The sequence below is a fragment of the Pseudomonas sp. P1.8 genome, from assembly GCF_001269805.1.
In the GTDB taxonomy this organism is placed as follows: domain Bacteria; phylum Pseudomonadota; class Gammaproteobacteria; order Pseudomonadales; family Pseudomonadaceae; genus Aquipseudomonas.
The window spans coordinates 798762-824560 of record NZ_LHVM01000013.1 but is presented as its reverse complement, the minus strand read 5'-3'; the positions used below and the strand labels follow the sequence as shown (position 1 = coordinate 824560).

Sequence of the window (25799 nt, the reverse complement as noted above, 5' to 3'; positions counted from 1 at the left end):
ACAGCGCCTGGCGTGGTGCGCGCCTTGCGAATGCTGGGCTTTGATCGGCGTGTTCACATCGTCCGTTCAGACCACGCGGCGGTAGTCCCATCGGACGATGTGTGCCCGGGTGCCTGCCGCTAATCATGCAGGGGACGGCGCCACTGCAAGGGCAGGGGACGCAGCGTATTTGCACATTCGGAGATTGCTATGAAGTTACTCAACAAAGTGGCCTTTGTGACCGGTGCGGCACAGGGCATGGGCCAGGCCATCGTGCGTGGTTTTGTCGCCGAAGGCGCCAAAGTGGTAGCTGTCGACCTCAACCAGGCGGCACTGGCCGAGAGCCTGGCAGACTTGGGCGACAAGGTCCTGGCCCTGTCCTGCAACGTCGGTGACAGCGCCTCCGTAGCCGATGCGATGGGGCAGACCGAGCAGCACTTCGGCGGCCTCGACATCCTGGTCAACAACGCCGGCGTGGGCGGACTGGACAGCTTCCTCGAAACCCCGGACGAGAGCTGGGCGCGGGTGATCGGCGTGAATCTGGGTGGCACCTTTCTGTGCTGTCGTGAGGGCGCAAAACTGATGGTCAAGGGGGGCCGCAAGGGCGCGATCATCAACCTCTCCAGCACCGCTGCGCTGACCGGTGAAGGTCCAAGCCACTATTGCGCTTCGAAAGCCGGGGTGATGGGCCTGACCCGTTCGATCGCCCGTGAGCTGGCGGCCAGCGGCATCCGCGTCAACACCCTGGTGCCGGGGCCGACCAACACGCCGATGATGGCCGGCATCCCTGACGAATACATGGAAGCGCTGCTCAAGAATGTGCCGCTGGGGCGCATGTGCGAGACCGACGAAATCGCCCGGGTCGCGGTGTTCCTGGCCAGCGAAGACGCCAGTTTCATGACCGGGCAGAACGTTGCCGTCAACGGCGGCATGGCCTTTATCTGATCAGGGAGTCACCCATGAGCAAGCGTTTACAAGGAAAAATCGCCTTCGTCACCGGCGCCGGTTCCGGCATCGGCGAAGCCACTGCACTGCGCTTCGCCGAAGAAGGTGCAACGGTGGTGTTGTGCGGGCGTCGCATCGAACCGTTGCAAGGCGTGCAGGAAAAAATCCGTGCCCAGGGCGGGCGGGCCGAGATCGCCGTGGCCGATGTCAGCGACGAACAGGCCTACGTCGGTGCGCTGCAAGCCACCGCGCAACGCCACGGTCGCCTGGACATTCTGGTCAACAACGCGATGGCCTACACCTGGGGCGGCATCGACACGATGACCACCGCCGACTGGCACGCCAACTTCGCCACCACCGTCGACGGCACTTTCTGGGGCACCCGCACCGCGATGCAGTTGATGAAAGCGCAGGGCGGTGGTTCGATCGTCAACATCGCGTCGATCTGCGGCCTGTTCGGCACGGCGTGGATGGCCGGCTACTCGGCGGCCAAGGCGGCTGTGATCAACTTCAGCCGGGCGGCGGCCAGCGAAGGTGCACCGAACAATATTCGTTGCAACGTGATCATCCCAGGCGTGGTCGACACCCCGGCCACTGCCGGCATGCTCGGCGACGCCAAGACTCGCAGCAACACTGAAAAAGTCATCCCGATGAAACGGGTCGGCCTGCCGGTTGAGTTGGCCAACGCCATCCTGTTCCTGGCCAGCGATGAGGCTTCGTATGTCACCGGCGCCAGCCTGGCGGTGGACGGCGGACGCGGTTCGGACCTGTATACGGTGCTCGACTGATGGGCCTGGAATCCGCCGCGCTGCTTGAGCGTATCGACCGCCTGGAGTCGCTGGACGCGATCCGCCAACTGGCGGGCAAGTACGCCCTGGCGCTGGACATGCGTGACATGGATGCCATGGCCAACTGCTTCGCCCCGGACGTGCGCGTGGGCCGCGACAAGAGCGGTCGCGCGCACCTCAAGGCGTGGCTGGACGAAACCATGCGCAAGCAGTTCCATGGCACGTCTCATCACCTGGGCCAGCACATCATCGAGTTCAGCGATGCCGATCACGCCACCGGCGTGGTCTATTCCAAGAACGAACATGAGACCGGGCCGGAGTGGGTGATCATGCAGATGCTGTACTGGGACGACTACGAGCGGATCGACGGGCGCTGGTGTTTCCGTCGCCGCTTGCCGTGCTACTGGTACGCGACTGACCTGAACAAACCTCCGATCGGCGGCCTGAAAATGCGCTGGCCGGGGCGCGAGCCGTACGCTGGCAGCTTCCATGAGCTGTTTCCGTCGTGGGATGCGTTCTGGGCGCAGCGTCCGGACAAGGACGCCTTGCCGCAGATTGCCGAACCGGCGCCGTTGGAAGGCTTCCTCAAAAATCTGCGCCGTGGGGCGGATGATCCGAAGATTCGCGTGCGTTGAATAATCAGGGCGGCCCGTGCAGGTGCCGCCCTTTTGCTTGCGCGACGGTATACCCCTTTTGGCGCGCACCTTCCAGCTAGCCTGGGTTTTGCGGCTGTACGCGTTACCTGTGGGAGCAAGACGACAGGTACCTTGACACGTACCGAACGCCTCAAAAGTAACCAAAAAGTCTTGCCCCACCATTCGGCCCCTCGCTGAGGCTCGGGGTGCCCTCACTCCGGCATTGCTCCGTGGGCCCGCCGCGATCGGCCATCCATGGCCGTGCGCGGCTATCCCGGCATCCATGCCGGGATGCCCACTGCGCAACGCCTGCGTTCGGCCTCTGGAAACGGGGCGGGTGGATCAAGATCAAAAGCCAAAGCCAAGCAAGATCAAAAGATCGCAGCCTTCGGCAGCTCCTACGGGAAATGTGCACGAGCTGCCGACCAGGCCGGCCGGCCCCGGCCATGGATGGCGCGATGGCGGCGGGCTCTGTAGGAGCGAGCTTGCTCGCGATAAACCTGAGAGCACCGCGAGGTGTCAGGATTCCCGCGTCATCGTTGACCTCCATCGCGAGCAAGCTCGCTCCTACAGGTTTTTGATGGTGTTCAGATCATGCGCTCACCCGCGGCTCTCGGGGCATACCCAGGGCCCGCTCGGCAATCACATTGCGCTGAATCTCGTTACTGCCACCGTAAATGGTATCCGAGCGGGTGAACAGAAACAGCGACTGCAGGCGGCTGAGCTGGTAGGGCGCGGCGTCGAGGATTTCCCCGGCATCGCCCAGCACGTCCATGGCCAGTTTTCCCAGGTCGCTGTGCCAGGTGGACCAGGCCAGTTTGTAGATCATCGCTTCACGCCCCAGGTTGCCGTCTTGCGGACCTGAAAGCATACGCAGCGAGTTGTAGCGCAATACCTTGAGACCGGCCCAGGCCTGGGCGATGCGCTGGCGCAGCAATGGATCGCGGGCAGCACCGTTGGCGCGAGCGATGCGGATGATTTCGTCGAGTTCGTTGTGGAACTGCATCTGCTGGCCCAGCGTCGATACGCCACGCTCAAAACCCAGCAGCGCCATGGCGATCTTCCAGCCATCACCCGGTTGGCCGATCAGGTTGTCAGCATGGGTGACGGTCTGGTCGAAGAACACTTCGTTGAATTCACTGGTGCCGGTCAGTTGCTGGATCGGTTGCACGCGGATGCTGTCCTGGGCCATCGGCACCAGCAGGAACGACAAACCGTGATGCCCTTGGCTGCCAGGTTCGGTGCGCGCCAGTACGAAACACCAGTCGGCCTCGTGGGCCAGGGAGGTCCAGACCTTTTGCCCGCTGATCAGCCAGTGCTCGCCCGTGGCATCGAGTTTCGCCCGAGTCTGTACATTGGCAAGGTCGGAACCCGCGCCCGGTTCCGAGTAGCCCTGGCACCAGAACTGGCTGCCATCGAGAATGCCGGGCAACAGGCGCTGCTGCTGGGACGGGGTACCGAAGGCGGCGAGGGTCGGGCCGACCAGGCCTTCGCCGATATGGCCCATGCGTCCGGGGCCACCGGCACGGGCATATTCCTCGTGGAAGATGACCTGCTGGCTGATCGACAGTCCGCGTCCGCCGTGTTCTTTCGACCAGCCGACACCGATCCAGCCACCGGCCGCCAACTCGCGTTCCCAGGCTTTGCGTTCTTCGGGAAAGCTGTGTTCATCCCCCGGTCCCCCGCGAAAGCGCAAGGGCGCGAACGCGCCGCTCAGGTGCTCGGCCATCCACCGGGCGACCTCTTCGCGGAACGCTTCGTCGGCACGACTGAAACCGATTTTCATGCTTGTTCTCCCAAAAGATGCGCGGCCAGACGCTCGCGGTGCAATGCCGGGTTGCCCAACAGCTGCTCGCCGGCGCGGGCACGTTTGAAGTACAGGTGTGGGTCGTATTCCCAGGTGAAGCCGACGCCGCCGTGCAGCTGGATCGACTCGGCGGCGCAGTGGAAAAACGCCTCGCTGGCATGGATCTTCGCGGTGGCGGCGGCCTGCTCAAGCTCCTCGGTCACCGCCACATCGCCATTCGGGTCGAGGCGTTCCTGGGCCACGCAAGCGGCATAGTAGGCCGCCGACCGGGCGCATTCGACTTGCAGCATCATGTCGGCGCAGCGGTGCTTGATCGCCTGGAAGCTGGCAATGGTGCGTTTGAATTGCCGGCGTTCGGCGATGTACGCCAGGGTCAGGTCCAGGGCCTGTTGTGCGCCGCCGGTCTGCTCGGCGGCAAGGCCGATGGCGGCGATCAACAAGGTGTCGCGCAGCACTGTCCAGCCTTGTTCGGGGCCGCAAAGCAGATGCGCCTCGCTGACCTGCACCTGATGCAGTTCGATGCGTGCCAGGCGGCGGGTCTGGTCGAGGGTGGCCAGGGGGGTGCGGATCACGCCCGGCGTATCGCCCGGCAAGACGAACAGGCTGATGCCCTGTTGGCCCTGAGTACCGGGGGCGCGGGCGGCGACGATCAGCAGGTCGGCCGAGGCGCCATCGATGACTTGTGCGTACTGGCCGTCAAGGGTCCAGCCTCCCGGGCGTGGCGCGGCCACGGCTTGCACGCTGCAAGCCTCCAGTCCCGGAACACTGGCGAAGGCCAGGGTGGCGCGGGTTTCGCCGCCGGCAATCGCCCCCAGCCAATACGTCTGCACGGCCTCGTTGTGTCCCAGCAACAGCGCTGGGGTGGCCAGGCACGCGGTAGCGAAAAGCGGCGAACCGAGCAGGTAGCGGCCACTTTGTTCCAGCAGGATCGCCAGCTCGACAAACCCCAGGCCCATACCACCAAAACGCTCGGGCACCATCAGCGCCGGCCAGTACAACTCCTGGCCGATTCGCCGCCAGACCTCGGGGTCATGCGCGTCAGGGCGATTCATGGCAGCGCGCACGGCATGTGTGTCACTGACCTGGGCGAGAAAGCGCTCGGCACTGTCGCGAATCATCAGGTGTTCTTCGGTAAAAGCGAACTCCATGGGGGTTGTCTCTGCAAAGCGGATGGATGCGCCAGTCTGAGGCGTTGGCAACGGTGCTCGAATCATTAAAACGGACTAGGGCACCACGTCATCGGGGCTTCGCGCTGTAGGAGCCCGGCTTGCCGGCGAAGGCGTTCTTGAAGTCACCTTCGCCGGCAAGTCGGGCTCCAGCAGGGTGCTTAGTCTCAACGGACGATGAAGTGCAAGGTGGCGCTTAGCACAATGCCTGCCACGTAAGCCATTCAGCCAACGAGGACCCAGGCATGATCGACATTCGCGGTTTGAGCTATTTCGTCTCGCAGATCGAAAACCTCAGCCATTGGCAGCGTTACGCCGAAGACGTGCTGGGCATGCAGGTACAGTCAGCGCCGGGCGGTGGCTTGTACGTGAAAATGGACGAGCGTCCGTTTCGCATGCTGATCGTCGAAGGCAGCGAGGCGCGCTATCTGGCGTCCGGTTGGGAGCTGGCCAACGAGCCGGCATTCCGGGCCGCACTCGAGCACCTGAGCGCGGCCGGCATCGAATGGCAGCCGGGCTCTGCCGCCGAGATCGACCAGCGCGGCGTACAGGCGCTGGTCAAGGTCACCGATCCCTCCGGCAACTGCCATGAACTGAGCTGGGGCCACCGCTCCGACTGTCTGCCGTTTGTTTCGCCTCAAGGCGTGCCGCGTTTCATCACTGGCGACATGGGGCTGGGCCACACGGTGCTGCCGGCACCGAATTTCGACGCCACCCTGGCTTTCGCCAAGGATGTGCTGGGCTTCAAGCTGTCGGACATTTTCAACTTCCGCCCCGACCCGTCGGCGCCGCCTATCCGCATTCACTTCCTGCATTGCCAGAACGCCCGCCACCACAGTCTGGCCCTGGCCGAGTACCCGGTGCCGTCAGGTTGCGTGCACGTGATGGTGGAGGTCGATTCGATGACCGAAGTCGGTCGTGCCCATGACCGTTTGCACGCCCATGACGTGACCCTCTCGGCCACCCTCGGACAGCACCTGAACGATCGCATGACCAGTTTCTACATGAAGACGCCGTCCGGTTTCGATCTGGAATACGGCTTTGGCGGATTGCAGGTCGACTGGGCCGAGCACTCGGCATTCGAATTCACTCGCGTGAGCATTTGGGGGCACGACTTTTCGGTCGGCCAACAGTAAGGAAAAATCATCATGAACAAACAACTGACAGCGGCCGATGCGGTCGCTCAACTGCGCGATGGCATGACCATCGGTTTCGGCGGCTGGGGTCCGCGGCGCAAGCCGATGGCCATCGTGCGCGAGATCCTGCGCTCACCGGTCAAGGACCTGACCGTGGTCGCCTACGGCGGCCCTGAAGTCGGCATGCTTTGCGCCGCCGGCAAGGTCAAGAAGCTGGTGTTCGGTTTCGCCACCCTTGATGCCATTCCGCTGGAACCCTACTACCGCAAGGCCCGCGAAGCCGGCGAACTGGAGCTGATGGAGCTCGACGAAGGCATGTTCCAGTGGGGCCTGCGCGCCGCCGGCATGCGCTTGCCGTTCCTGCCGACCCGTTGTGGCCTGGCCACTGATGTGACGCGGCTCAATCCTGAAATCAAGACCATCCAGTCGCCCTATGCCGATGGAGAGGTGCTGCTGGCGATGCCGGCCCTCAACCTCGACGTGGCGTTCCTGCATGCCAACGTCGCCGACCGCCTGGGCAATTGCCTGATGACCGGGCCGGACCCTTATTTCGATCACCTGTTCGCTCGCGCCGCCAAGCAGTGCTTTGTCTCCTGCGAACGTCTTGAAGAGCGCCTGGAACTGACTGCCGATCAGGCCCGCTTCAATACCTTTGAACGCTATCTGGTGACCGGTGTGGTGCACGCCCCCCTCGGTGCGCACCCGACGCTCTGCGCCCCCGACTACGGCTGGGACCTCAAACACCTGAAAAACTATGTCGCCAGCAGCCAGGCGGACAACGGCTGGCAGGACTATGTGCAGACCTACATCGCCGGTGGCGAGCAGGCCTATCAGGCACAGAACGGTGGTGCCGACTCCATGGGCGCCTTGCCCCTTCCCGTGTTCTGAGGATTAGCGACTATGTCTGCAACCTGTGATTTCACCCTCGCTGAACTGATGATCGTCGCCGCCTCCGAGGCCTGGCGTGGCAATGGCGAGGTGATTGCCTCGGGCCTGGGCGTGATCCCGCGCCTGGGCGCCAGCCTGGCCAAACTGACCCACAGCCCGGAACTGCTGATGACCGACAGCGAGGCGTTCCTGGTCGAAGAACCGATCCCGCTGGGCCCGCGTGGCGACTATGTGCCGCGTTACTCGGGTTACATGTCCTTTGAGCGGGTCTTCGAGTGCGTCTGGGGCGGTCGCCGTCACGCGATGATCGGCCCGACCCAGATCGACCGCTGGGGCCAGACCAACTTGTCCTGCGTGGGCGACTATCAAAAGCCCAGGACCGCGATCCTTGGCGTGCGCGGCTTGCCCGGCAACAGCATCAACCACCTCAACTCGTTCTTTGTGCCCAGCCACAACACCCGCGTGTTCGTCAGCGGCGAAGTGGACATGGTGTCCGGTGTCGGCTTCAAGGCCGAGCGCTGGCCCGAGGGCGCACGTCGTGACTTGATGGACATCCATTGCGTGGTCAGCGACCTGTGCGTCATGGATTTCAATGGCCCTGAGCGTGCGGTGCAGGTGCGTTCGTTGCACCCCGGCGTGAGTTTCGAGCGGGTCCAGGAAAACACCGGTTTCCCGTTGCTCAAGTCCGCACAGTTGCACGAAACCGTGCACCCCACCCCTGAGCAGTTGGCCCTGATCCGCCGACTCGACCCCCATGATTACCGAGCCACCGCGATCAAGGGCAACCCGCCCGGCATCCGTACGGTCTGAGACGAGGAGGCGAGCATGCACAGCAGCGACAGTGAATTCATCGTCCGCCAGGACAACGCCGTCTACGAGACGGACACCCCGGTGCTGTACAGCGTGGCCGAGGGCATCGCCACGCTGACGCTGAACCGGCCGACCTTCAACAACGCGCAAAACTCGCAGATGACCTATGCCCTGGATGCCTGCTTTCGCCAGGCGGTGAATGACGACAGCGTCAAGGTCATCGTCCTGCGCGGCAACGGCAAGCATTTCTCGGCGGGCCACGATATCGGCACCCCGGGGCGTGATATCGACAAGCCGTTCGAGCGCGCGCACCTGTGGTGGGATCACACCAATAAACCTGGTGGCGAGCAGCTGTACGCCCGCGAGCAGGAGGTGTACCTGGGCATGTGCCGACGCTGGCGTGAATTGCCCAAGCCGACCATCGCCATGGTCCATGGCGCGTGTGTCGCGGGAGGGCTGATGCTGGCCTGGGTGTGCGATCTGATCGTCGCCAGCGACGACGCCTTCTTCCAGGACCCGGTGGTGCGCATGGGCATTCCGGGGGTGGAGTATTTTGCCCATCCCTATGAAATGAACCCGCGCATCGCCAAGGAATTCCTGTTCACCGGTGACCGCATGAGCGCCAACCGGGCCTGGCAGGTGGGCATGGTCAACCGTCTGGTATCACGTGAGGAACTGGAGTCGACGACCTATGCCCTGGCCGCCGGTATCGCCCGCCAGCCACGCATGGGCCTGGCCCTGACCAAGCAGGCGATCAACCACGTCGAGGACCTGCAAGGCAAGCGCACGGCAATGGATGCCGTGTTCGCCTGGCACCACTTTGCCCATGCCCATAACGAGCTGTTGTCCGGCGACAAACTCGGTGGTTTCGACGCCAAGGGCATGGCGCGGGCCAACAAGCAGGCCGAGGAAAAAAACCAATGAACCGCTGGCTCGAGACGCCGCTGACCGAGGCCCTCGGTTGCCGTTACCCGATTGTGCAAACCGCCATGGGCTGGGTCGCCGACGCCAACCTGGTGATCGCCACGACACAGGCAGGGGGCTTCGGTTTCCTGGCCGGTGCGACCATTACGGCCGATGCGCTGGAAGGTGAGATCCGCAAGGTCATCGATGCCACCGGCGGCAGCAATTTCGGGCTCAATTTCCATATGTTCCAGGACAACGCCGCGCAGTGCGTCGACCTGGCGATCAAGTACCGCTTGCGCGCCGTGAGCTACGGGCGCGGCCCCGACAAACAAACGATCGCCCGCTTCAAGGCAGCCAAGGTGTTGTGCATTCCCACCGTCGGCGCCTTGAAGCATGCGCTCAAGGCGGTGGAGTTGGGCGCCGACCTGATCACCATCCAGGGCGGCGAGGGCGGCGGCCATACCGGCGGTGTGCCCAGCTCGATCCTGCTGCCCCAGGTGCTGGCGGCGGTCAAGGTGCCGGTGATCGCCGCCGGAGGATATTCCACTGGTCGAGGGCTGGCCTCGGTGCTGGCTGCCGGTGGTGTCGGCATCGCCATGGGCACGCGATTTCTGATGACCCGCGAATCGCCGACGCCGGCCGCGACACTGGAACATTACTTGAAGGTCAACGATCCGCAGCAGGTGCGCGTGACCACCGCGGTCGATGGCATGCGCCACCGCATGATCGAAAACCGCTTCATCAATCGTCTGGAGCAGGCGGGCGCCTTCGGTCGCCTGCGCATTGCCCTGGGCAGCGCCTGGCAGTGGAAGCAGCAAACCGGCATGAGCCTGGGGCACATGGCCTCGGTATTTTTCCGGGCATTGCGTGAAGACCCCTCGCAACTGTCGCAAGTGGTGATGGCCGCCAACCAGCCGGTGTTGTTGCAGCGCTCGATGGTCGATGGCGCCCCGGACGAGGGGATCCTGTCCAGCGGCCAGGTGGCGGCGGCCATCGGTGAATTGCTCAGTTGTCGTGAAGTCATCGAAGGCATCGCCAGTGAGGCCCAGCAATGCCTGGACGCGCTCCTGACACGCAGCCAGACCCATCCCTCGAACCAACCCGTCAGTATTGGAGAGCCCCTGTGAACCAGGCATTTACCACACAACTCAATCAGGGGATCGCTGAACTGGTGATCGCCAAACCACCGGTCAATGCCCTCGATAGCCAGGAATGGCTCGCTCTGGCGCAACAGATCGAAACCCTCGGTGCCAATCCCGAGGTGCGGGTGATTGTGATCCGTGCCGAAGGCCGGGGCTTTTGCGCCGGTGTCGATATCAAGGAACTGGACAAGCATCCGGAGCGGATCATCGAGGTCAACGCTGGCAACTACGCCACCTTCAAGGCCGTGCACCGCAATCCGGTGCCGGTGATTGTCGCGGTGCACGGGTTTGTCCTGGGTGGTGGCATCGGCATCACCGGAGCGGCGGACATCGTCGTTGCCTCCGACTGCGCGACCTTCGCCCTGCCGGAAGTCGACCGTGGCGCCATGGGCGGCGGTGCGCATCTGCAGCGCCTGTTCCCGGTGCAAAAGGTCCGCTACCTGTTCTTTACCGGCGACAGCATCAGTGCACCGGATGCCCTGCAATACGGCTTTATCGAGCGCATCGTGCCCAAGGACCAACTGCGTGAAACCGCCCTGGGCATCGCGGCGAAGATCGCCGAAAAAAGCCCCGGCATGATCCGCATTGCCAAGGAAGCCTTGAACGGCATCGAAGACGGCAACCTGGAAGACAAATACCGCTGGGAGCAGGGCTTCACCATGCAGGCCTATAGCAGCCCGGACTCCGCGGAAACGCGCCGGGCCTTCGTCGAAAAACGCGACGCCAAGTTCTGAGATCACGCCATGGACCTGACATATACCCCCAAGCAAAACGCCTTTCGCGCCGAAGTCCGGGCCTGGCTGGCGGCCAATCTGCCAAGTGAGCCCTTTGCCAGCTACGACAGTCGCGAAGGTTTTGAACAGCACCGCGCCTGGGAGGCCAAGCTGTTCGAAAGCCGCTGGTCGATGGTGATGTGGCCCGCCGAACTGGGCGGTCGCGGCAGCGACTTGATCGAGTGGCTGATCTTCGAGGAAGAGTATTACGGCGCCGGTGCACCGATGCGCATCAACCAGAACGGCCAACTGTTGCTGGGCCCGACGTTGATGGAGTTTGGCACCGAGGAGCAGAAGCAGCGCTTCTTGCCACGCATGGCCGAAAGCCTGGACATGTGGGCGCAAGGCTGGTCGGAGCCCAACGCCGGTTCCGACATGGCGGCGATCACCAGCAAGGCGGTGCTCGACGGCGACCATTACGTGATCAACGGGCAGAAGACCTGGTCAAGCCGGGCCAACTTCGCCGACTGGCTGTTTGGCCTGTTCCGCAGCGAGCCGGGTTCGGCTCGTCATCACGGCCTGTCGTTCATCATGGTGCCGCTCAATACGCCAGGGGTGAGCATTCGCCCGATCAAGGCACTCAACGGCAAAGAGTCCTTCGCCGAGGTGTTTTTCGATGACGTCCGGGTCCCCGTGAACAACCTCATCGGTGCCCAGGGGCAGGGCTGGCACGTAGCAATGGCGACCGCCGGCTTCGAGCGTGGTCTGCTGCTGCGGTCACCAGCGCGCTTCCAGTGCACGGCACGCAAACTGGTTGAATTGTACAAGGCCCACCGCGTCAGTGCCGACCGTGACCCTGGCCTGCGCGATGCCGTGCTGGACACCTGGATGTGCGCCGAGGCCTATGCGATGTCGGCCTATTACACGGTGGGACGTTTGAGCCGGGGCGAGCAGATCGGCGCCGAATCGAGCATCAACAAGATCATTTGGTCGGAGCTCGACCTGAAGATGCACGAGACCGCCATGCGCATTCTCGGCACACGCGGCGAGCTGGTGGCAAAGGGCGCGGAAGCGGGCGATGCGGCGGGCTGGCTGGAGGGCTTCCTGTTTGCCCAGTCCGGGCCGATCTACGCCGGCACCAACGAAATCCAGCGCAACATCATCGCCGAGCGCATGCTCGGTTTGCCGAAATAAGGAACCGCCCATGGACTTCACTTTTAACGATGACCAGTTGGCGTTCCGCGAAGCCATCGGTCGTTTCCTGATGACCGAAGCCGCGCCGGAAATGCTCCGGGAAATCTGGGAAACCGATGCCGGGCGCTCCCGGGAGCTGCGCAACAAGATCGCCGAGCAGGGCTTGACCGCCTTGTCGGTGCCCGAGGCCGAAGGCGGCCTGGGCATGGACGATGTGGCCTGGGCGCTGATGACCCAGGAGCTGGGCTACTACGCGATTCCCGACTCCCTCGCCGACACCGCCTATGTCGCCACCGGCTTGCTCGCCGACCTGCCTGCGCAGCATCCGGCCCGTGCCGATCTGTTGCCACTGATAGCCGACGGCAGCTTGCGCATGGCGATCAGTCATCCGGTCAATGCCCTGGTCAGCGACGCACAACTGGCCGAAGTGTTGATCCTTACTCACGGCGATGAGATCCATGTGGTGTCGCGCGCCGAAGTCGAAGTGGACAACCACCTGAGTATCGATGCCTCGCGGCGCCTGGGCCAAGTGACCTGGACGCCGTCGTCGGCGACCTGCATTGCCAAGGGCGAACAGGGCCGCGCCTTGCAGGAACGCCTGCTGGATCGGGGGGCGCTGTCGGTGGCCGGGCAACTGCTGGGGTTGGCGCAGCGCATGCTCGACCTGTCGGTGGATTACGTGGCCCAGCGCAAACAGTTCGGCAAGCCGATCGGCAGTTTCCAGGCGGTCAAGCATCACCTGGCCGATGTGGCCCGTTACATCGAACAGGCAAAACCGGTGCTGTACCGCGCCGCCCATGCGCTGGCCCGGGGTGATGTCAACGCGGGCGTGCGGGTTTCGCAAGCGCGCCTGGCAGCCAATGAGGCGAGCTGGATCGCAGCGCGCAAAGGCATCCAGGTGCACGGTGCGATGGGGTACACCTGGGAAGTCGATTTGCAGATGTTCATGAAGCGCACCTGGGCTCTCGATGCGTCCTGGGGCGACCGCGGCTTTCACAAAACCCGTGTCAGCGACTACCTGTTCGCCGACGCCACCGGCCTTGCGCCGGGGCATACTTTCGAGGATTGAGTCATGGCACAGGCCTACATTGTTGATGCACTGCGCAGCCCCACCGGCAAGCGCAAGGGCGCATTGAGCGAGATCCACGCGATTGACCTGGGCGCCCATGTGCTCAAGGCGCTGGTGGAGCGCAATGTGATCCCGGCTGAAGACTACGACGACGTGATATTCGGTTGCGTCGACACCATCGGCTCCCAGGCCGGCGACATTGCCCGCACCAGTTGGCTGGCCGCCGGCTTGCCGCTGACCGTGCCTGGCACCACAGTCGATCGCCAGTGCGGTTCGTCGCAACAGGCGCTGCACTTTGCCGCGCAGGCGGTGATGAGCGGCACCCAGGATGTGGTGGCGGTGGGCGGGGTGCAGACCATGACCCAGATCCCCATCTCCTCGGCGATGCTCGCCGGCCAGCCTCTGGGCTTTGCCGATCCGTTCTCGGGCAGCGTTGGCTGGCGCGCACGATTCGGCCAGCAGCCGGTGAACCAGTTTTATGCCGCGCAACGGATTGCCGATCACTGGCAGATCAGCCGCGAGCAAATGGAAGCCTTTGCTTTGCAAAGCCACGAACGCGCCCTGGCGGCCATCGCCAGTGGGCGCTTTGCCCGGGAAATCGTCAGCTGTCAGGGCCTGGCGGTGGATGAAACGCCGCGTCACAGCAGCCTGGCGAAGATGGCCGAATTGCAGCCGGTGGACCCGCAGTTCCCGTCGATCACCGCTGCCGTGTCCAGCCAGACCTGCGACGCCTCGGCGGCGCTGCTGGTGGTGTCCGAAGCGGCACTCAAGCGTTACGACCTGACGCCACGGGCGCGGATTCATCACTTGACGGTGCTTGGTGACGATCCGATCTGGCACCTCACCGCTCCGATTGCCGCCACCCGCCGAGCCTTGGCCAAGAGCGGCCTGAGCATGGCCGACATCGACCGCGTGGAGATCAACGAAGCTTTTGCCTCGGTGGTCATGGCCTGGGCCAAGGAACTGGATTACGACCCGGCACGCACCAACGTCAACGGCGGCGCGATTGCCCTCGGCCATCCGTTGGGGGCAACCGGCGCCCGGCTCATGACCACGCTGCTCAACGAACTCGAATGCAGCGGTGGTCGCTACGGCCTGCAAACCATGTGTGAAGGCGGCGGCCAGGCCAACGTGACCATCATCGAACGTCTGTAATTTTTTATGCGAGGCCGCCGCTTCGGGCGTGCGGCCAGCCAATCTTTCAAGGAGTCAAACATGGCTATGTGTGCAGACCGCACCGTGATCATCACCGGGGCCGGCGGCGGCCTGGGGCGCGCCTACGCCTTGGCGTTCGCCGCGCAAGGGGCCAATGTGCTGGTCAACGATATTCGCGCCGAGGCCGCAGAAGACGTGGCGGGGGAGATCCGTGCCAACGGTGGCCAGGCGATTGCCAACAGCGACGACATCACCACCCTGGCCACCGCGCAGCACATCGTCGATGCGGCATTGGCGGCGTTCGGTGAAGTGCATGTGCTGATCAACAACGCCGGGGTCTTGCGCGACCGAATGTTCATCAGCCTCAGTGAAGAGGACTGGGACATGGTCATGCGCGTCCACCTCAAGGGCCATTACTGCCTGGCCAACATCCTCGGCCGCCGCTGGCGCGACCTGGCCAAGGCCGGTACGCCGGTCGACGCGCGGATCATCAACACCAGCTCCGGCGCCGGCCTGCAGGGTTCGGTGGGGCAGTCGAACTATTCGGCGGCCAAGGGCGGCATCGCTGCGCTGACTCTGGTGCAAGCGGCGGAACTGGCCCGCTACGGCGTCACCGCCAACGCGCTGGCACCGGCCGCACGCACCTCGATGACCGAGAGCGCCATGCCCGACATGGTGAAAAAACCCGAGGACGGCAGCTTCGACGCCTGGGCCGCCGAAAACGTTGCGCCGTTGGTGGTGTGGTTGGGCAGTCCGGCATCGGCCCACGTCAGCGGCCAGATCTTCGAAAGCCAGGGCGGGCGAATCTCCCTCGGCGACGGCTGGCGCACCGGCATCACCCGTGACAAGGGCGCGATGTGGCAGGTTGAAGAAATCGGCGCGGCAGTGGACGCAATCCTCGCCGAGGCGCCCAAGGCGCAGAAAGTCTGGGGGAGTTGACGCCCAGCCTCACTCGCGGATTCACTCGATCTACTGTAGGAGCTGGCTTGCCAGCGATGGCGGCCTGACAGCCGACCTGGATTTTGACCGAGTAAATATCCATTCCTGCGGTAACGGCCACTTACGGTTCCGCTCTTACAGCGGGTCACTTGGAAAAGCCTGTAGGAGCGAGCTTGCTCGCGATGGAGGCCAACGATAACGCGGGAATCCTGACACCCCGCGGTGCTCTCAGGTTTTTCGCGAGCAAGCTCGCTCCTACAAGACCCACTGCGCAGAATCGAAGCCTCTCGATGGGGCAGGAAGATCAAAAGCCAAAGCAAAAGATCTTGCTGTTGCGCCACGTCATCCTTCTCCACCTTCATACCCCATTTTGACGATGCGCCGGCATCGCTCTCTCCGTACAACTACAGCGTATTGATTTCTTCGGAGGTAGACGCTGTGAAACAAGCCCCCCCTTATGTTCCCGGCCATCAATTGCTGGCCGGCAAGTCGGTGTTGATTACCGCTGCTGCCGGTGCCGGTATCGGTTATTCGGCGGCTCGCCGCAGTGCCGAGGAAGGCTGTCGGGCGCTGATGATTTCCGATGTGCATGCGCGGCGCCTCGAAGAGGCGGTGGAGCGCCTCAAGGCCGAGACCGGTTTGCAGGCGATTTATGGCCAGCTGTGTAATGTCACCGTCGAAGACGAAGTCCAGGCCCTGGTGGCTGCCGCCGAAGAGGCGTTGGGCGGGGTCGATGTGCTGATCAACAACGCGGGCTTGGGTGGTCAAAAGCGCGTGGTTGAGATGAGCGACGAAGAGTGGCTGCGGGTGCTGGATGTGACCTTGACCGGCACCTTCCGCATGACCCGGGCGATGCTGCCGCACATGCAGCGTCGCGGCGCCGGGGCCATCGTCAACAACGCCTCGGTGCTCGGTTGGCGGGCCCAGAAGGAACAGGCCCATTACGCCGCCGCCAAGGCCGGGGTGATGGCGCTGACCCGCTGCAGCGCACTGGAAGCCGCCGAGTTCGGCGTGCGCATCAACGCGGTATCGCCCTCGATTGCGCTGCACGATTTCCTCAAGAAAGCCTCCAGCGAAGAGTTGCTCGAAAGCCTCGCCGGGCGCGAGGCGTTCGGTCGCGCCGCTGAAGTCTGGGAAGTGGCCAACGTGATGATGTTCCTGGCCAGTGACTATGCCTCCTACATGGTCGGCGAAGTGCTGTCCGTCAGTTCCCAACAAGCGTGAGGGCTCGCTCATGAGTCACGTTTTCAGCAGTGCCCAGGCCTTGCTGGCGGCCGAGGGCCTGGACCTGGGCCATACCGAATGGGTGACCATCGACCAGCAACGCATCGATCTGTTCGCCGAAGCCACCAGTGATCACCAGTGGATTCATGTCGATCCGGTGCGCGCCGCCAGCGGTCCGTTTGGCGCCTGCATTGCCCACGGTTACCTGACCCAGTCCCTGGCCAATCTGTTCATGCCGCAGCTGATGACCATTGAAAACATGGCCATGGGCGTCAACTACGGCAGCGACCGGGTGCGCTTCCCGGCACCGGTCAAGGTCGATTCGCGAGTGCGCGGCAGCGGCCAGATCATCCGCTGCGAAACACTGGGTGACGCCGTGCAACTGGTGGTGCGCATGACCATGGAAGTCGAGGGCCAGGCGCGCCCGGGCTGCGTGATCGACACCATCAGCCGCTACACCTTCAACCCCATTTCCGAGTGAGTTCCCCATGGACCTGAATGAAGTTGTCATCGTCGCCACCGCCCGTACCGCGCTGGCCAAGTCGTTTCGCGGATCGTTCAACGATACCGAGGCCCCGGTGCTGGGCGGCCATGTGGTGCGCGCGGTGGTCGAGCGCGCCGGCATCGAGCCGGCTGACGTCGAGGATGTGATCATGGGCGCAGCGGTGCAGCAGGGCACCCAGGCCTACAACATCGGTCGACTCTGCGCCTACACCGGCGGTTTGCCGGACAGCGTGGCGGGCATGGCCCTGGACCGGATGTGCGCCTCGGGCCTGATGAGTATCGGCGTGGCGGCCAAGGGCATCATGACCGGCGAGATGAGCATCGCCATCGGCGGCGGCGTGGAGTCGCTGTCGCTGACCCAGACCAAACACAAGAACAGCTTCCGCGCGCAGTCCGAAGCCGTGCTGCAGGTGATGCCCAGCGCCTATATCCCGATGATCGAAACCGCCGAAATCGTCTCGCGCCGCTATGGCATCAGCCGCGCCGCCCAGGATGAGTATTCGCTGCAAAGCCAACTGCGCACCGCTGCCGCCCAGCGCGACGGACTGTTCGACGACGAAATCGTCGGCCTGAGCGTCGACAAGCTGCTGTTTGCCGCCGATGGCCAGCCCAATGGCCATGAACGCGTGCAGGTCCTGCGTGACGAGTGCAACCGGCCCAATACGCGCCTGGAAGACCTGGCCGGATTGAAACCGGTGTGGAAGGACGGCAAATGGGTCGCGCAAGGCGAGTTCGTCACCGCCGGCAACGCCTCGCAATTCTCCGACGGCGCCGCGGCCAGCCTTCTGATGAGCCGCGCCGAGGCCAAGCGCCGCGGATTGACACCGCTGGGCATCTACCGCGGCATTGCCGTGGGCGGCTGCGCGCCAGAGGAAATGGGTATCGGCCCGGTGATTGCGATTCCCAAGCTGCTCAAGCGCTTTGGCCTTGGGGTAGCGGACATCGGTCTGTGGGAGATCAACGAGGCCTTCGCCAGCCAGGTGTTGCATTGCCGCGATGCACTGCAGATCCCGGCGGATCGCCTGAACGTCAATGGCGGAGCGATTGCCATCGGGCACCCCTTCGGCATGTCCGGTGCGCGGATGGTCGGCCACGCCTTGCTGGAAGGTCGACGTCGCGGTGTGCGCTATGTGGTGATTGCCATGTGCATCGGTGGCGGCATGGGCGCCGCAGGACTGTTCGAACTGCCGTGAGGCGAGCGGAGCGCCGCGCCGTCGCGATTCAATCCATGGGGGCCCGCTGGTCGGGCCCGCTGCTGGGGAATGGTTATGCAAAGTCACATGCCCAATGCACAGGTCCTGGCGCAAATGGGCCTGGAGCTGGCCGAGTACGAACGGATTATCGGCAACATCTACGAAGCGGCGATGAATACTCGCTGCCTGAGCGACTCGTTGCGCGAGATCCGCGCATTGTTCAAGGCCAATTTCGTTACCCTGATCCTGCGGGTCCAGGACGAGCCGCTGTTGTCACCGATGGTGGTTGCCGGTGATGTCGAACTGGGGCAGGGCGGGATTAACCATTATGCCTACTACGCCAAATCCACCCTGTTCGAAGGCTTGCCCACCGACACCGTGTTCACCATCGATGAACTGATGAGCGAGGCCGAGTGGGCCAGTTCGGCGTTTTACCTGCTGTACTGCCAACCCTACGATTGCTACCACATGCTCGGTGCCGATATCCGCATGCCGGATGGCGGCACGGTGCGCTTTCGGATCAATCGACCACAGGGTCAGCCAGCTTTCAGTGACACCGAGCGGGCCATGTGCGCCATGTTGTTGCCGCACCTGCGCCGGACCTTGCACATGTATTCGCAGCTCGACCGCAGTGAGTCCCTCGGCAGTCTGTATTCGCAGACGATCAGCCGCCTCGCGGTGGCGACCATCGTGCTTGATGAAAACGGCAGCGTGGTGCAACTCAATCCCGTGGCCCGGGAGATTCTCGACAGTCAGGACGGCCTCAAGGTGGTGGGCGGCCGGCTGGAGGCAACCTACCCCAGTGACAATCGCGAGTTGTCGCGGCTTGTGCGCAACGCCTTTCAGCGTGCCAGGCAGGGCGCCGCCAGGGGCGTGCAGGTGGCCGAGGCGACGTCGATTTCCCGTCCTTCCGGACAGGTCAGCCTGGGGGTTGTGGTGGAGTTGATTCCCTCCCGGGATCTGCTCGAAGGCAACGGCAAGCCGACGGTGGTGGTGTATGTGCGCGATGCGGTGAGCAAGTCGCTGGTGAGCACGGTGCTGACGTCGCAACTGTACAACCTGACCCCGGCGGAAACCGCGCTGGCCCTGGAACTGGCCAACGGCTTGTCGCTGGAGGAGGCCTCGGAACTGCTCAATATCCGACGCAACACCGCGCGGGCGCACCTGCGTTCGATCTTTTCCAAGACCGGCGTACGGCGCCAGACCGAGCTGGTGCGGATCATGCTCAACAGCGTGGTGGCGCTGGGGGCGCCGCAGCCGGCTGCGGTCCGGCTGTGAGGCGCGGCTGCGGCAAAATGCGTTAGTCCGTGCGGACGATGCTGCCGGGTTCCTGGGCTGCCGATACTGGGCAACCGTTGTCGAATCCAAGGAGAATAAAAATGACCGGCAGTAATCAGACCCCTGGCTGGGCGTTGACGTTGTTGTTGGGATGCTGTGCCGTCGGCACGGTACATGCCGCACCGGAAGACATCCCGCGCTTGGGCAACGACTTGACGTGCCTGGGCGCGGAAAAGGCCGGCAATGCCGACGGCAGCATTCCAGCGTTCAGCGGCAAGTGGCTGGGTGCACCGCCCCACGTTGATTTCAAGGGCACGGGCAACCATCCGGTGGATCCGTACCCGGACGAAAAGCCGCTGTTCGTGATCACCGCGCAGAACATCGCGCAATACAGCGACTACCTGTCCGATGGCCAGAAAGCGCTGTTCAAGCTGTACCCGGGCACTTACAAAATGCCGGTCTATCCCTCGCATCGGGATTTCCGTTACAACGACGCGGTCTGCCAGGCCACCCGCGAAAATGCCAGCGTGGCACGTCTGGTGGATGACGGCGAAGGGGTGGTCGGCAAGACCGGCGGCACACCGTTCCCGGTACCGCGCAGCGGCCTCGAACTGTTGAAAAACGCTTCGACGTTTACCTTGCGCGCCTGGACCGAGGAATATGTCTCGGATAACGCCTATGTGCTCAAGGACGGCAACATCAACTGGGGTCGCGTGCATTCGCGCAACCTGGCGCCGTCGCTGGAGCCCGGCAAGATTGGCGAAACCAGCGGCAACTCGTCGTTCTATCTCAATGAAACCCTGCTGCCGCAACGGGACAAGGGCGAGATCAATACCGGCACCGAGTTCTGGAATGACAAGACCGAACCGCGCCAGGCCTGGCGTTACGACCCGGGCACCCGTCGCGTGCGGCAGTCGCCGGGTTATGGTTTCGACATGTCGTTCCCCGGCAGCGGTGGCTCGATCACAGTGGACGAAGTGCGCCTGTTCAACGGTTCCGGCCAGCGCTACGACTGGAAGATCGTCGGCAAGCGCGAGATGTACATCCCTTACAACACCTACCGCCTGCATGCGGCCAATCTCAAGTACGCCGACCTGCTGACCCCCGGCCACATCAATCCCCAGGCCATGCGCTATGAGCGCCATCGGGTCTGGGAACTGGAAGGCACGCTCAAACCGGGTTATCGCCACTTGTATGGCAAGCGCAAGTTGTATGTCGACGAGGACACCTGGTTCCCGATGCTCGCCGACAACTACGACAACCGTGGCGAGCTGTGGCGCACCTCGATGGTCAACTACTTCTACGCCTATGAAAGCCAGCGCCAGCAAGCGGGTGTGGGCCTGTACTACGACCTCAATGCCGGCAGTTACCTGGCGTTCAACCTGATCAACGAGCAGCGCAACGGCTATCTGTTGAACAAACCCGGTTTCAGTCCCCGGGACTTCGGCCCGGAAGCCGCCCGGCGTTTCGGCCAGTAACCGACAAGCACGGCGCCTGTTGGGCCATGGGCGCCGATTGAGAGCGGATCGCATTTGATCTAGTCCAACTGAAGGATGTTCACCTTGCGCGACTGCTCAATGATGTTCGCCATGGGATCACCCTGTATTTCCTAGGGGCATTGCCTGCCCCGAAGTCTGCATTCGAGGAACAATAACAATGACCAAACTCGCTGAAATCAATATCGAGAACGCCCAGCGGACCCACCGTTACGCGCGCGGCTGGCACTGCCTGGGCAATGCCAGCGATTACCGTGATGGCAAGCCCCATACCCTGGAAGTCTTCGGCACCCGCCTGGTGGCCTTCGCCGACAGCCAGGGCCACATCAGCATTCTGGATGCCTATTGCCCGCACATGGGCGCCGACCTGTCCCAGGGCACTATCGAGAACGACAAACTGGTGTGTCCGTTCCATCACTGGAAGTACGACACTGGCGGCAAGTGCGTGGAAATTCCTTACTGCAAGCGCATTCCACCCAAGGCCAAGACCCGCAGCTGGTTGACCTGCGAGGAAAACAACCTGCTGTTCGTCTGGAACAACCCTGAAGGCCGTCCGCCGAAAGAGGGCGTGATCATTCCGCACCTGCCAGAGATGGACGATCCGGACTGGGTGCATGACTGGAACATCGACACCATGCACATCGAAACCAACCCACGGGAGTTGGTCGATAACCTGGTGGATGCCCAGCACTTCGGCCCGGTGCACGGCACGCCGACCAAGTATTTCGCCAACGTCTTCGAAGGGCATATCGGCCACCAGATTTTCCATGGCGACTCCGAGCGCCTGGGCGGCGACCTGATCGCGCCATCGGCCTACTACGGCCCGGCCACTCACTTCACGCACATCAGTTCGATGTTCGGCGATGTGCGCATCCACGCCATTTTGCTCAACAGCCACGTGCCGGTGACGCCGAACAGTTTCGACCTGCGCTTTGGTTGCATGGTCAAGCGCGTGCCGGGCTGGACCGAAGAGCAGAACCAGGAAGTGGCCAAGGCCTATGTCCAGGGCAACCGCGATTCGTTCTATCAAGACGTGGTGATCTGGAAACACAAGATTCGTATCGACAAGCCGGTGCTGGCAGAAACCGACGGCCCGGTCTACCAGTTGCGCGAATGGTACGAGCAGTTCTTCACCAATGAGGACGACGTGCCCGCATTCATGGCCGAGCGTCGCGAGTTCATTACGGTCGACGAACGCTGACGGAGCAACCAGGGGTCTTCGAGCGATAAGCGATTGTCACTCGAAGGCGCCGCTCGCAGACGCACTGCCACCTTGCAAGTCATGGCAGTAGAGCAGATCGGATTCAAAGGTCATTAGAGCACTGACAATGAAAATAAAAAGTCTTCTTGCCTATTTCTTTCCCTTGCTGGTCCTGTTTTTCCTGGTGTTGACCGTGCAGGTCTCGGTCCCACCGGAGTCACCCAGCGTCCTGGCCTGCAAGCGTTATGCGAGCTGTGTCGCCATGAGTTCGAGCGCCCCGAACTGGCTTAATTTCCGGTAGCGGTTATTGATCCTGATCTGGGTCGACTTCCTTCCAACTGGCATCCGGATCGAAGCGCTTCATGGCTTGCCCGATTTTTTCACCATCGGGTCCCAGATCCTTCTCGAATACCTGACCTTCATGACTGATCATGAAGCTCATCACGCCGGTGTCATTGTATTTCGCCGGCCAGGCGATCAGCGCAAAGCCTCGGCTCATCTTGTCGCCGATGAGATAGCTATAGGCACCCCCGGGTGCTGAAGGACCCTGGCCTTTGAGGATGCGGAAGCGGTAGCCGCGCCATTCTTCGTCGGCTATGGCTCTGCCGAACGAAGGCCCGAGCGGGCTGATCTGGCCGCTGCCATCCTCTGCCCAATAGAGTCCGTCGTGCTTGCCATTGGTGCTGAAGATTTTCTGTGCGTATTCGAGGGCGCCGTCGCCGTCACGATCCACTGACGCGTAGTCCATCTGGGCATCGTGATAGGCCAGCACCGATTGCACCGCGTTAAGCTCGTTGCGGCCGATTCGACGCGCACGGATTTCGGCATTGCCGGCCTTCATGTCGAAGCGCCAGCCATTGGCGTCTTCGACCAACGGAATAGGCAGTGTCCAGTGGTCGGCGCCGACTTCCAGTACGGCCTTGCGATCGCCGGTTTTTTCAATCTTGTGTTGCTCGCGGTAATGCTGCAGAAACGCATCCACGTCTTTGCGCTGTACGCCTTCGCGTGGAATGAAACTGTGCCATTCGCTGCCCAGCAACTCTGTCAGGCGTGCCTGATCGGCGTGCTCCTGACCCAGTGCTTCAACGAAGGCTTCAACAGCCTTTTCCGGCGTTGGAAATGACTGCTGTGCCATCGTGATACACGACCACATAACGCCGGCAGTCAGCGCAAGAACCTGAGGAAACAAGCCCATGAGTCGATTCACTCGAGGATGATTTTTCAACGACGGCCCCCCCTTGAACGCGATGGTGGATTGGACGGCCGACTGACCTGATGACCGGCCGATCGCGCCGCTTGGGGACGTTGGGCGGAAGCCTGGCTGGCCCGGCCACGGTTGGCCTGCACCTGGCTCTTGGACGGTGAACGCGCACCGGCGAACGCGTTGTTGCGGGCGCTGCCGGCACTGGCGGCTGGCCGTTTCTGACTCGCTTGTCGCGTCTGCGCGCTGCCGTCTCTGCGCTGATTGTTTTGCACGTTCTGCTTCCTCGGTTGCTGATTCTCCCGAGTGTTTCTGGCGGTGTTCTGGCTTCTGTCGGACGTTCTGGGTCTGTCGGCTCCCGCTTGTGCCCGATTTCTGTCCGAGGTGCCCGATTGCGCCCGATTTCTGTCAGCCGTTGCGGATTGGGCCCTGCGTGCTTGATCACGGGCCTGGGCGTTGCTGGTGGGTGGTCTTTCGATACCGGCCCGGTCCATGGAGCTGCGGGCGTTTTCGCGAGCCTGGGAGCGTTGGGCATTGTCGCCCCGATAGGCTTCACGCTGATTGGCACCGTTGAGTTGGCGGCCGTACTGTTCACGGCTCTTGTTGTCGCGATAAGGTACGCCGTTGCGGTGAACGGGGTTGTGTTGCCAGTTACCGTTGTTAATTCGATTGTTGGCATTGATGTTGTTGTAACGGTTCACGTCGATGTCGACGTCGTTGTTGCCCCAGTCACATTCACCCCACAACGCACCGACAATCGCCACGCCGGTCCCGAATGCCAGCCCGGCCATCAAGGCCTGACCGGGGTAATACGCAGGTGGCGGTGGATAGTAGGCGGGGGGCGAGGCCGGGTAGGGCCAGGTGCCGTAGGTGGTGGTCGGGTTATAGGTGGGGACGTACACCACTTGCGGGTCGGCAGGCTGAATGATGATGGTGGAGCTGCTGGCCGGGGCTGGAGCGGCGGCTTCTTGCGTCGGTGCCGGCGCCGGTGCTGGGGTATTCTGGATGGTCACGTTCTGATACTGATTGCTCTGCAGATTGCCTGCCGCCTGCGCCTGATGACGTAAACGCTGCACACCCTGCATGACGTCGTCGGGTTGCGCCAGGAAGGCATCACCCAGGCGTTGTACCCAGACGGGGTCCTGTCCCAGCGTTGCCAACACCTGTGGAAAGGCAACCAGGGCCTGCACGCTCGGATCCCAAGGCTGATTCGCCACTTGCTTGACCGCATCGTCACCCTTGGCGTCCGGATGCGCCTTCGACCAGGCTACTGCCTCTGTGATCTCCCCTGGGTATGTGGTCGCCATCAGCACCTGGGCCAGCAGCGGGTCCGGGTAAAGCGCAATGGGCGCCAGCATTTGATCCAGTTGTTCCTGGGTGAATACAGGGTCTTTGGCCAACGCCGCAGCGGGTGCTGCAGTGGCAACATTCGCCGGCGCCGGTGCCGGTGCGGTCGCGCCCGCTGACAAAGCCAGGCCGGAGGATCCGCTCAAAAACAGTACGGCTGACAACGCGTAAAGGATTGGAATGCGCATTGCACCCCCTATGTGGTCAGGCAGGCTTGATAAGAGTGGATCAACGTCAGGCGGGCGAAATCCGACCCTGCAAGCCATAGAGCTTAGCTTCAAAGTCGCTTTCTGAAGGGAGCAAATGAATAATTTTTGCGCTGGGCGCGCAAGGGGTCGATTGCTGGCAACGACAGCTGACAGAAATCGACCCGATAGAGATCAGCGCTTGATCAGGGAAATCTTCGTGCCCTCGATGCTGACCCCGGCCATCAGGCCTTGCTGGTCGAAGATGAAGGCGTAAGCGTCGTCTTTGATCGTCGAGCTTGACAGGTTTTTCGCAACCCCTTCATCGACCACGACAACGGTGGGTCCTACACCGATTTCCCAACCTTTGGTTTCAGTGATGTATTTCAATGCTTTGTCGGTCATCAGAAAAACCGCATAGCCATACGATTGAGCACCGGCCTGCAGCCCCCATGAGCCACTGACCGAGTTGTAATAGTTATCGACTTTCGTGCCCTTCATCAGCACGCCTTCGCCATAGCTGCCACCAAATACGAGACCTGCCTTGATGATTTTCGGGAAGACCAATATGGCTTTGGCCTGACGCGAAAGGGTTTCGGCAGTGGGATTGGTCTTGTAGAGCAATTGCAACGCTTGTTTAGCGTCGGCATTCAGGTCCTCGGCCGTGGCCGCTCCTGCATTGTTCAGCAGACTTGCCGATGCCAGTGTTGTAACTGCGAGGAAGAACGACAGGAAGAACCGCATTGATTGAGTCATTTGCGTACTCCGAAGCGGGAGCCTTGGATGGAAACCAGCGATCAGCGCCTGCCTCAGACAGGAACCGAAGGGGCTGAACGTATCCGACGCACCCAAAAAGTGTGAAGTGCAGCGTCGCTCTTGATGAACAGACTCAGGGCCG

General features: G+C 62.7%; 24 protein-coding genes. 19 read left to right on the top strand and 5 right to left on the bottom strand.

The window, feature by feature from the left end:
- Positions 1 to 189: 189 nt before the first annotated feature.
- Genes AD668_RS14360 through AD668_RS14350 form a run of 3 tightly spaced genes read left to right on the top strand, consistent with a single transcriptional unit; the run spans position 190 to position 2347 of the window.
- Positions 190 to 924 (top strand): SDR family NAD(P)-dependent oxidoreductase, encoded by a 735-nt coding sequence (locus tag AD668_RS14360; protein ID WP_053159775.1) that lies wholly within the window; start codon positions 190 to 192, stop codon positions 922 to 924.
- A 14-nt stretch (positions 925 to 938) separates the two neighbouring features.
- Entirely contained in the window at positions 939 to 1712 is a 774-nt protein-coding gene (locus tag AD668_RS14355; protein WP_053159773.1) for an SDR family NAD(P)-dependent oxidoreductase, read from the top strand.
- Positions 1713 to 1717: 5 nt separating this feature from the next.
- On the top strand, positions 1718 to 2347 hold the full coding sequence (locus AD668_RS14350) for a nuclear transport factor 2 family protein (protein ID WP_053159881.1): 630 nt from the start codon (positions 1718 to 1720) through the stop codon (positions 2345 to 2347).
- 592 nt (positions 2348 to 2939) lie between these two features.
- Here AD668_RS14350 and AD668_RS14345 read toward each other — a convergent pair.
- Together AD668_RS14345 and AD668_RS14340 are read right to left on the bottom strand one after the other, a co-directional pair.
- Complete coding sequence (locus tag AD668_RS14345; protein ID WP_053159771.1) at positions 2940 to 4133, bottom strand: acyl-CoA dehydrogenase family protein; 1194 nt, start codon at positions 4131 to 4133, stop codon at positions 2940 to 2942.
- Positions 4130 to 5302 (bottom strand): acyl-CoA dehydrogenase family protein, encoded by a 1173-nt coding sequence (locus tag AD668_RS14340; protein WP_053159770.1) that lies wholly within the window; start codon positions 5300 to 5302, stop codon positions 4130 to 4132. The genes AD668_RS14345 and AD668_RS14340 overlap by 4 nt, the downstream gene beginning before the upstream one ends.
- Before the next feature lie 263 nt (positions 5303 to 5565).
- Here AD668_RS14340 and AD668_RS14335 point away from each other — a divergent pair, with 263 nt between their 5' ends.
- The 16 genes from AD668_RS14335 to AD668_RS14255 all read left to right on the top strand — a co-directional run bounded on the left by AD668_RS14335 (position 5566) and on the right by AD668_RS14255 (position 22168).
- On the top strand, positions 5566 to 6456 hold the full coding sequence (locus AD668_RS14335; protein ID WP_053159768.1) for a VOC family protein: 891 nt from the start codon (positions 5566 to 5568) through the stop codon (positions 6454 to 6456).
- A 12-nt stretch (positions 6457 to 6468) separates the two neighbouring features.
- Entirely contained in the window at positions 6469 to 7344 is an 876-nt protein-coding gene (locus tag AD668_RS14330; RefSeq protein WP_053159766.1) for a CoA transferase subunit A, read from the top strand.
- A gap of 12 nt (positions 7345 to 7356) precedes the next feature.
- Complete coding sequence (locus AD668_RS14325; RefSeq protein ID WP_053159764.1) at positions 7357 to 8154, top strand: CoA-transferase subunit beta; 798 nt, start codon at positions 7357 to 7359, stop codon at positions 8152 to 8154.
- A gap of 15 nt (positions 8155 to 8169) precedes the next feature.
- Positions 8170 to 9078: an enoyl-CoA hydratase gene (locus tag AD668_RS14320; protein WP_053159762.1), complete on the top strand. Its 909-nt coding sequence runs from the start codon at positions 8170 to 8172 to the stop codon at positions 9076 to 9078.
- Positions 9075 to 10187 carry a nitronate monooxygenase family protein gene (locus AD668_RS14315; protein WP_053159760.1) on the top strand — a complete coding sequence of 371 codons (1113 nt, stop codon included), beginning with the start codon at positions 9075 to 9077 and terminating at the stop codon, positions 10185 to 10187. Before AD668_RS14320 ends, AD668_RS14315 begins: the two co-directional genes overlap by 4 nt.
- Positions 10184 to 10936: an enoyl-CoA hydratase family protein gene (locus AD668_RS14310; RefSeq protein ID WP_053159758.1), complete on the top strand. Its 753-nt coding sequence runs from the start codon at positions 10184 to 10186 to the stop codon at positions 10934 to 10936. Before AD668_RS14315 ends, AD668_RS14310 begins: the two co-directional genes overlap by 4 nt.
- 9 nt (positions 10937 to 10945) lie before the next feature.
- Positions 10946 to 12109, top strand: coding sequence for an acyl-CoA dehydrogenase family protein (locus tag AD668_RS14305; RefSeq protein WP_053159756.1), 1164 nt, complete (start codon positions 10946 to 10948; stop codon positions 12107 to 12109).
- 10 nt (positions 12110 to 12119) lie between these two features.
- Positions 12120 to 13178, top strand: coding sequence for an acyl-CoA dehydrogenase family protein (locus AD668_RS14300; RefSeq protein ID WP_053159754.1), 1059 nt, complete (start codon positions 12120 to 12122; stop codon positions 13176 to 13178).
- A 3-nt stretch (positions 13179 to 13181) separates the two neighbouring features.
- Positions 13182 to 14333, top strand: coding sequence for an acetyl-CoA C-acetyltransferase (locus AD668_RS14295; protein ID WP_053159752.1), 1152 nt, complete (start codon positions 13182 to 13184; stop codon positions 14331 to 14333).
- A 60-nt stretch (positions 14334 to 14393) separates the two neighbouring features.
- Complete coding sequence (locus AD668_RS14290) at positions 14394 to 15272, top strand: SDR family oxidoreductase (RefSeq protein WP_053159750.1); 879 nt, start codon at positions 14394 to 14396, stop codon at positions 15270 to 15272.
- Between the two features lie 438 nt (positions 15273 to 15710).
- On the top strand, positions 15711 to 16496 hold the full coding sequence (locus AD668_RS14280; RefSeq protein ID WP_156322336.1) for an SDR family oxidoreductase: 786 nt from the start codon (positions 15711 to 15713) through the stop codon (positions 16494 to 16496).
- Between the two features lie 10 nt (positions 16497 to 16506).
- A complete protein-coding gene (locus AD668_RS14275) occupies positions 16507 to 16977 on the top strand; it encodes a MaoC family dehydratase (protein WP_053159744.1) in 471 nt (156 codons plus the stop codon).
- 7 nt (positions 16978 to 16984) lie between these two features.
- Complete coding sequence (locus AD668_RS14270) at positions 16985 to 18193, top strand: acetyl-CoA C-acyltransferase (protein ID WP_053159742.1); 1209 nt, start codon at positions 16985 to 16987, stop codon at positions 18191 to 18193.
- A 75-nt stretch (positions 18194 to 18268) separates the two neighbouring features.
- A complete protein-coding gene (locus AD668_RS14265; RefSeq protein ID WP_053159740.1) occupies positions 18269 to 19471 on the top strand; it encodes a helix-turn-helix transcriptional regulator in 1203 nt (400 codons plus the stop codon).
- A 101-nt stretch (positions 19472 to 19572) separates the two neighbouring features.
- Positions 19573 to 20949: a DUF1329 domain-containing protein gene (locus AD668_RS14260; RefSeq protein WP_053159738.1), complete on the top strand. Its 1377-nt coding sequence runs from the start codon at positions 19573 to 19575 to the stop codon at positions 20947 to 20949.
- A gap of 178 nt (positions 20950 to 21127) precedes the next feature.
- Entirely contained in the window at positions 21128 to 22168 is a 1041-nt protein-coding gene (locus AD668_RS14255) for a Rieske 2Fe-2S domain-containing protein (RefSeq protein ID WP_053159736.1), read from the top strand.
- A 304-nt stretch (positions 22169 to 22472) separates the two neighbouring features.
- Here AD668_RS14255 and AD668_RS14250 read toward each other — a convergent pair whose 3' ends face one another.
- The 3 genes from AD668_RS14250 to AD668_RS14240 all read right to left on the bottom strand — a co-directional run bounded on the left by AD668_RS14250 (position 22473) and on the right by AD668_RS14240 (position 25657).
- The gene (locus tag AD668_RS14250) at positions 22473 to 23363 is read right to left on the bottom strand and encodes a DUF2950 domain-containing protein (protein WP_053159734.1); all 891 of its coding nucleotides are present in this window, start codon (positions 23361 to 23363) and stop codon (positions 22473 to 22475) included.
- A gap of 26 nt (positions 23364 to 23389) precedes the next feature.
- Complete coding sequence (locus AD668_RS14245; RefSeq protein WP_053159732.1) at positions 23390 to 24904, bottom strand: DUF3300 domain-containing protein; 1515 nt, start codon at positions 24902 to 24904, stop codon at positions 23390 to 23392.
- 192 nt (positions 24905 to 25096) lie between these two features.
- Positions 25097 to 25657 (bottom strand): YSC84-related protein, encoded by a 561-nt coding sequence (locus AD668_RS14240; RefSeq protein ID WP_053159731.1) that lies wholly within the window; start codon positions 25655 to 25657, stop codon positions 25097 to 25099.
- Between the last annotated feature and the right edge of the window lie 142 nt (positions 25658 to 25799).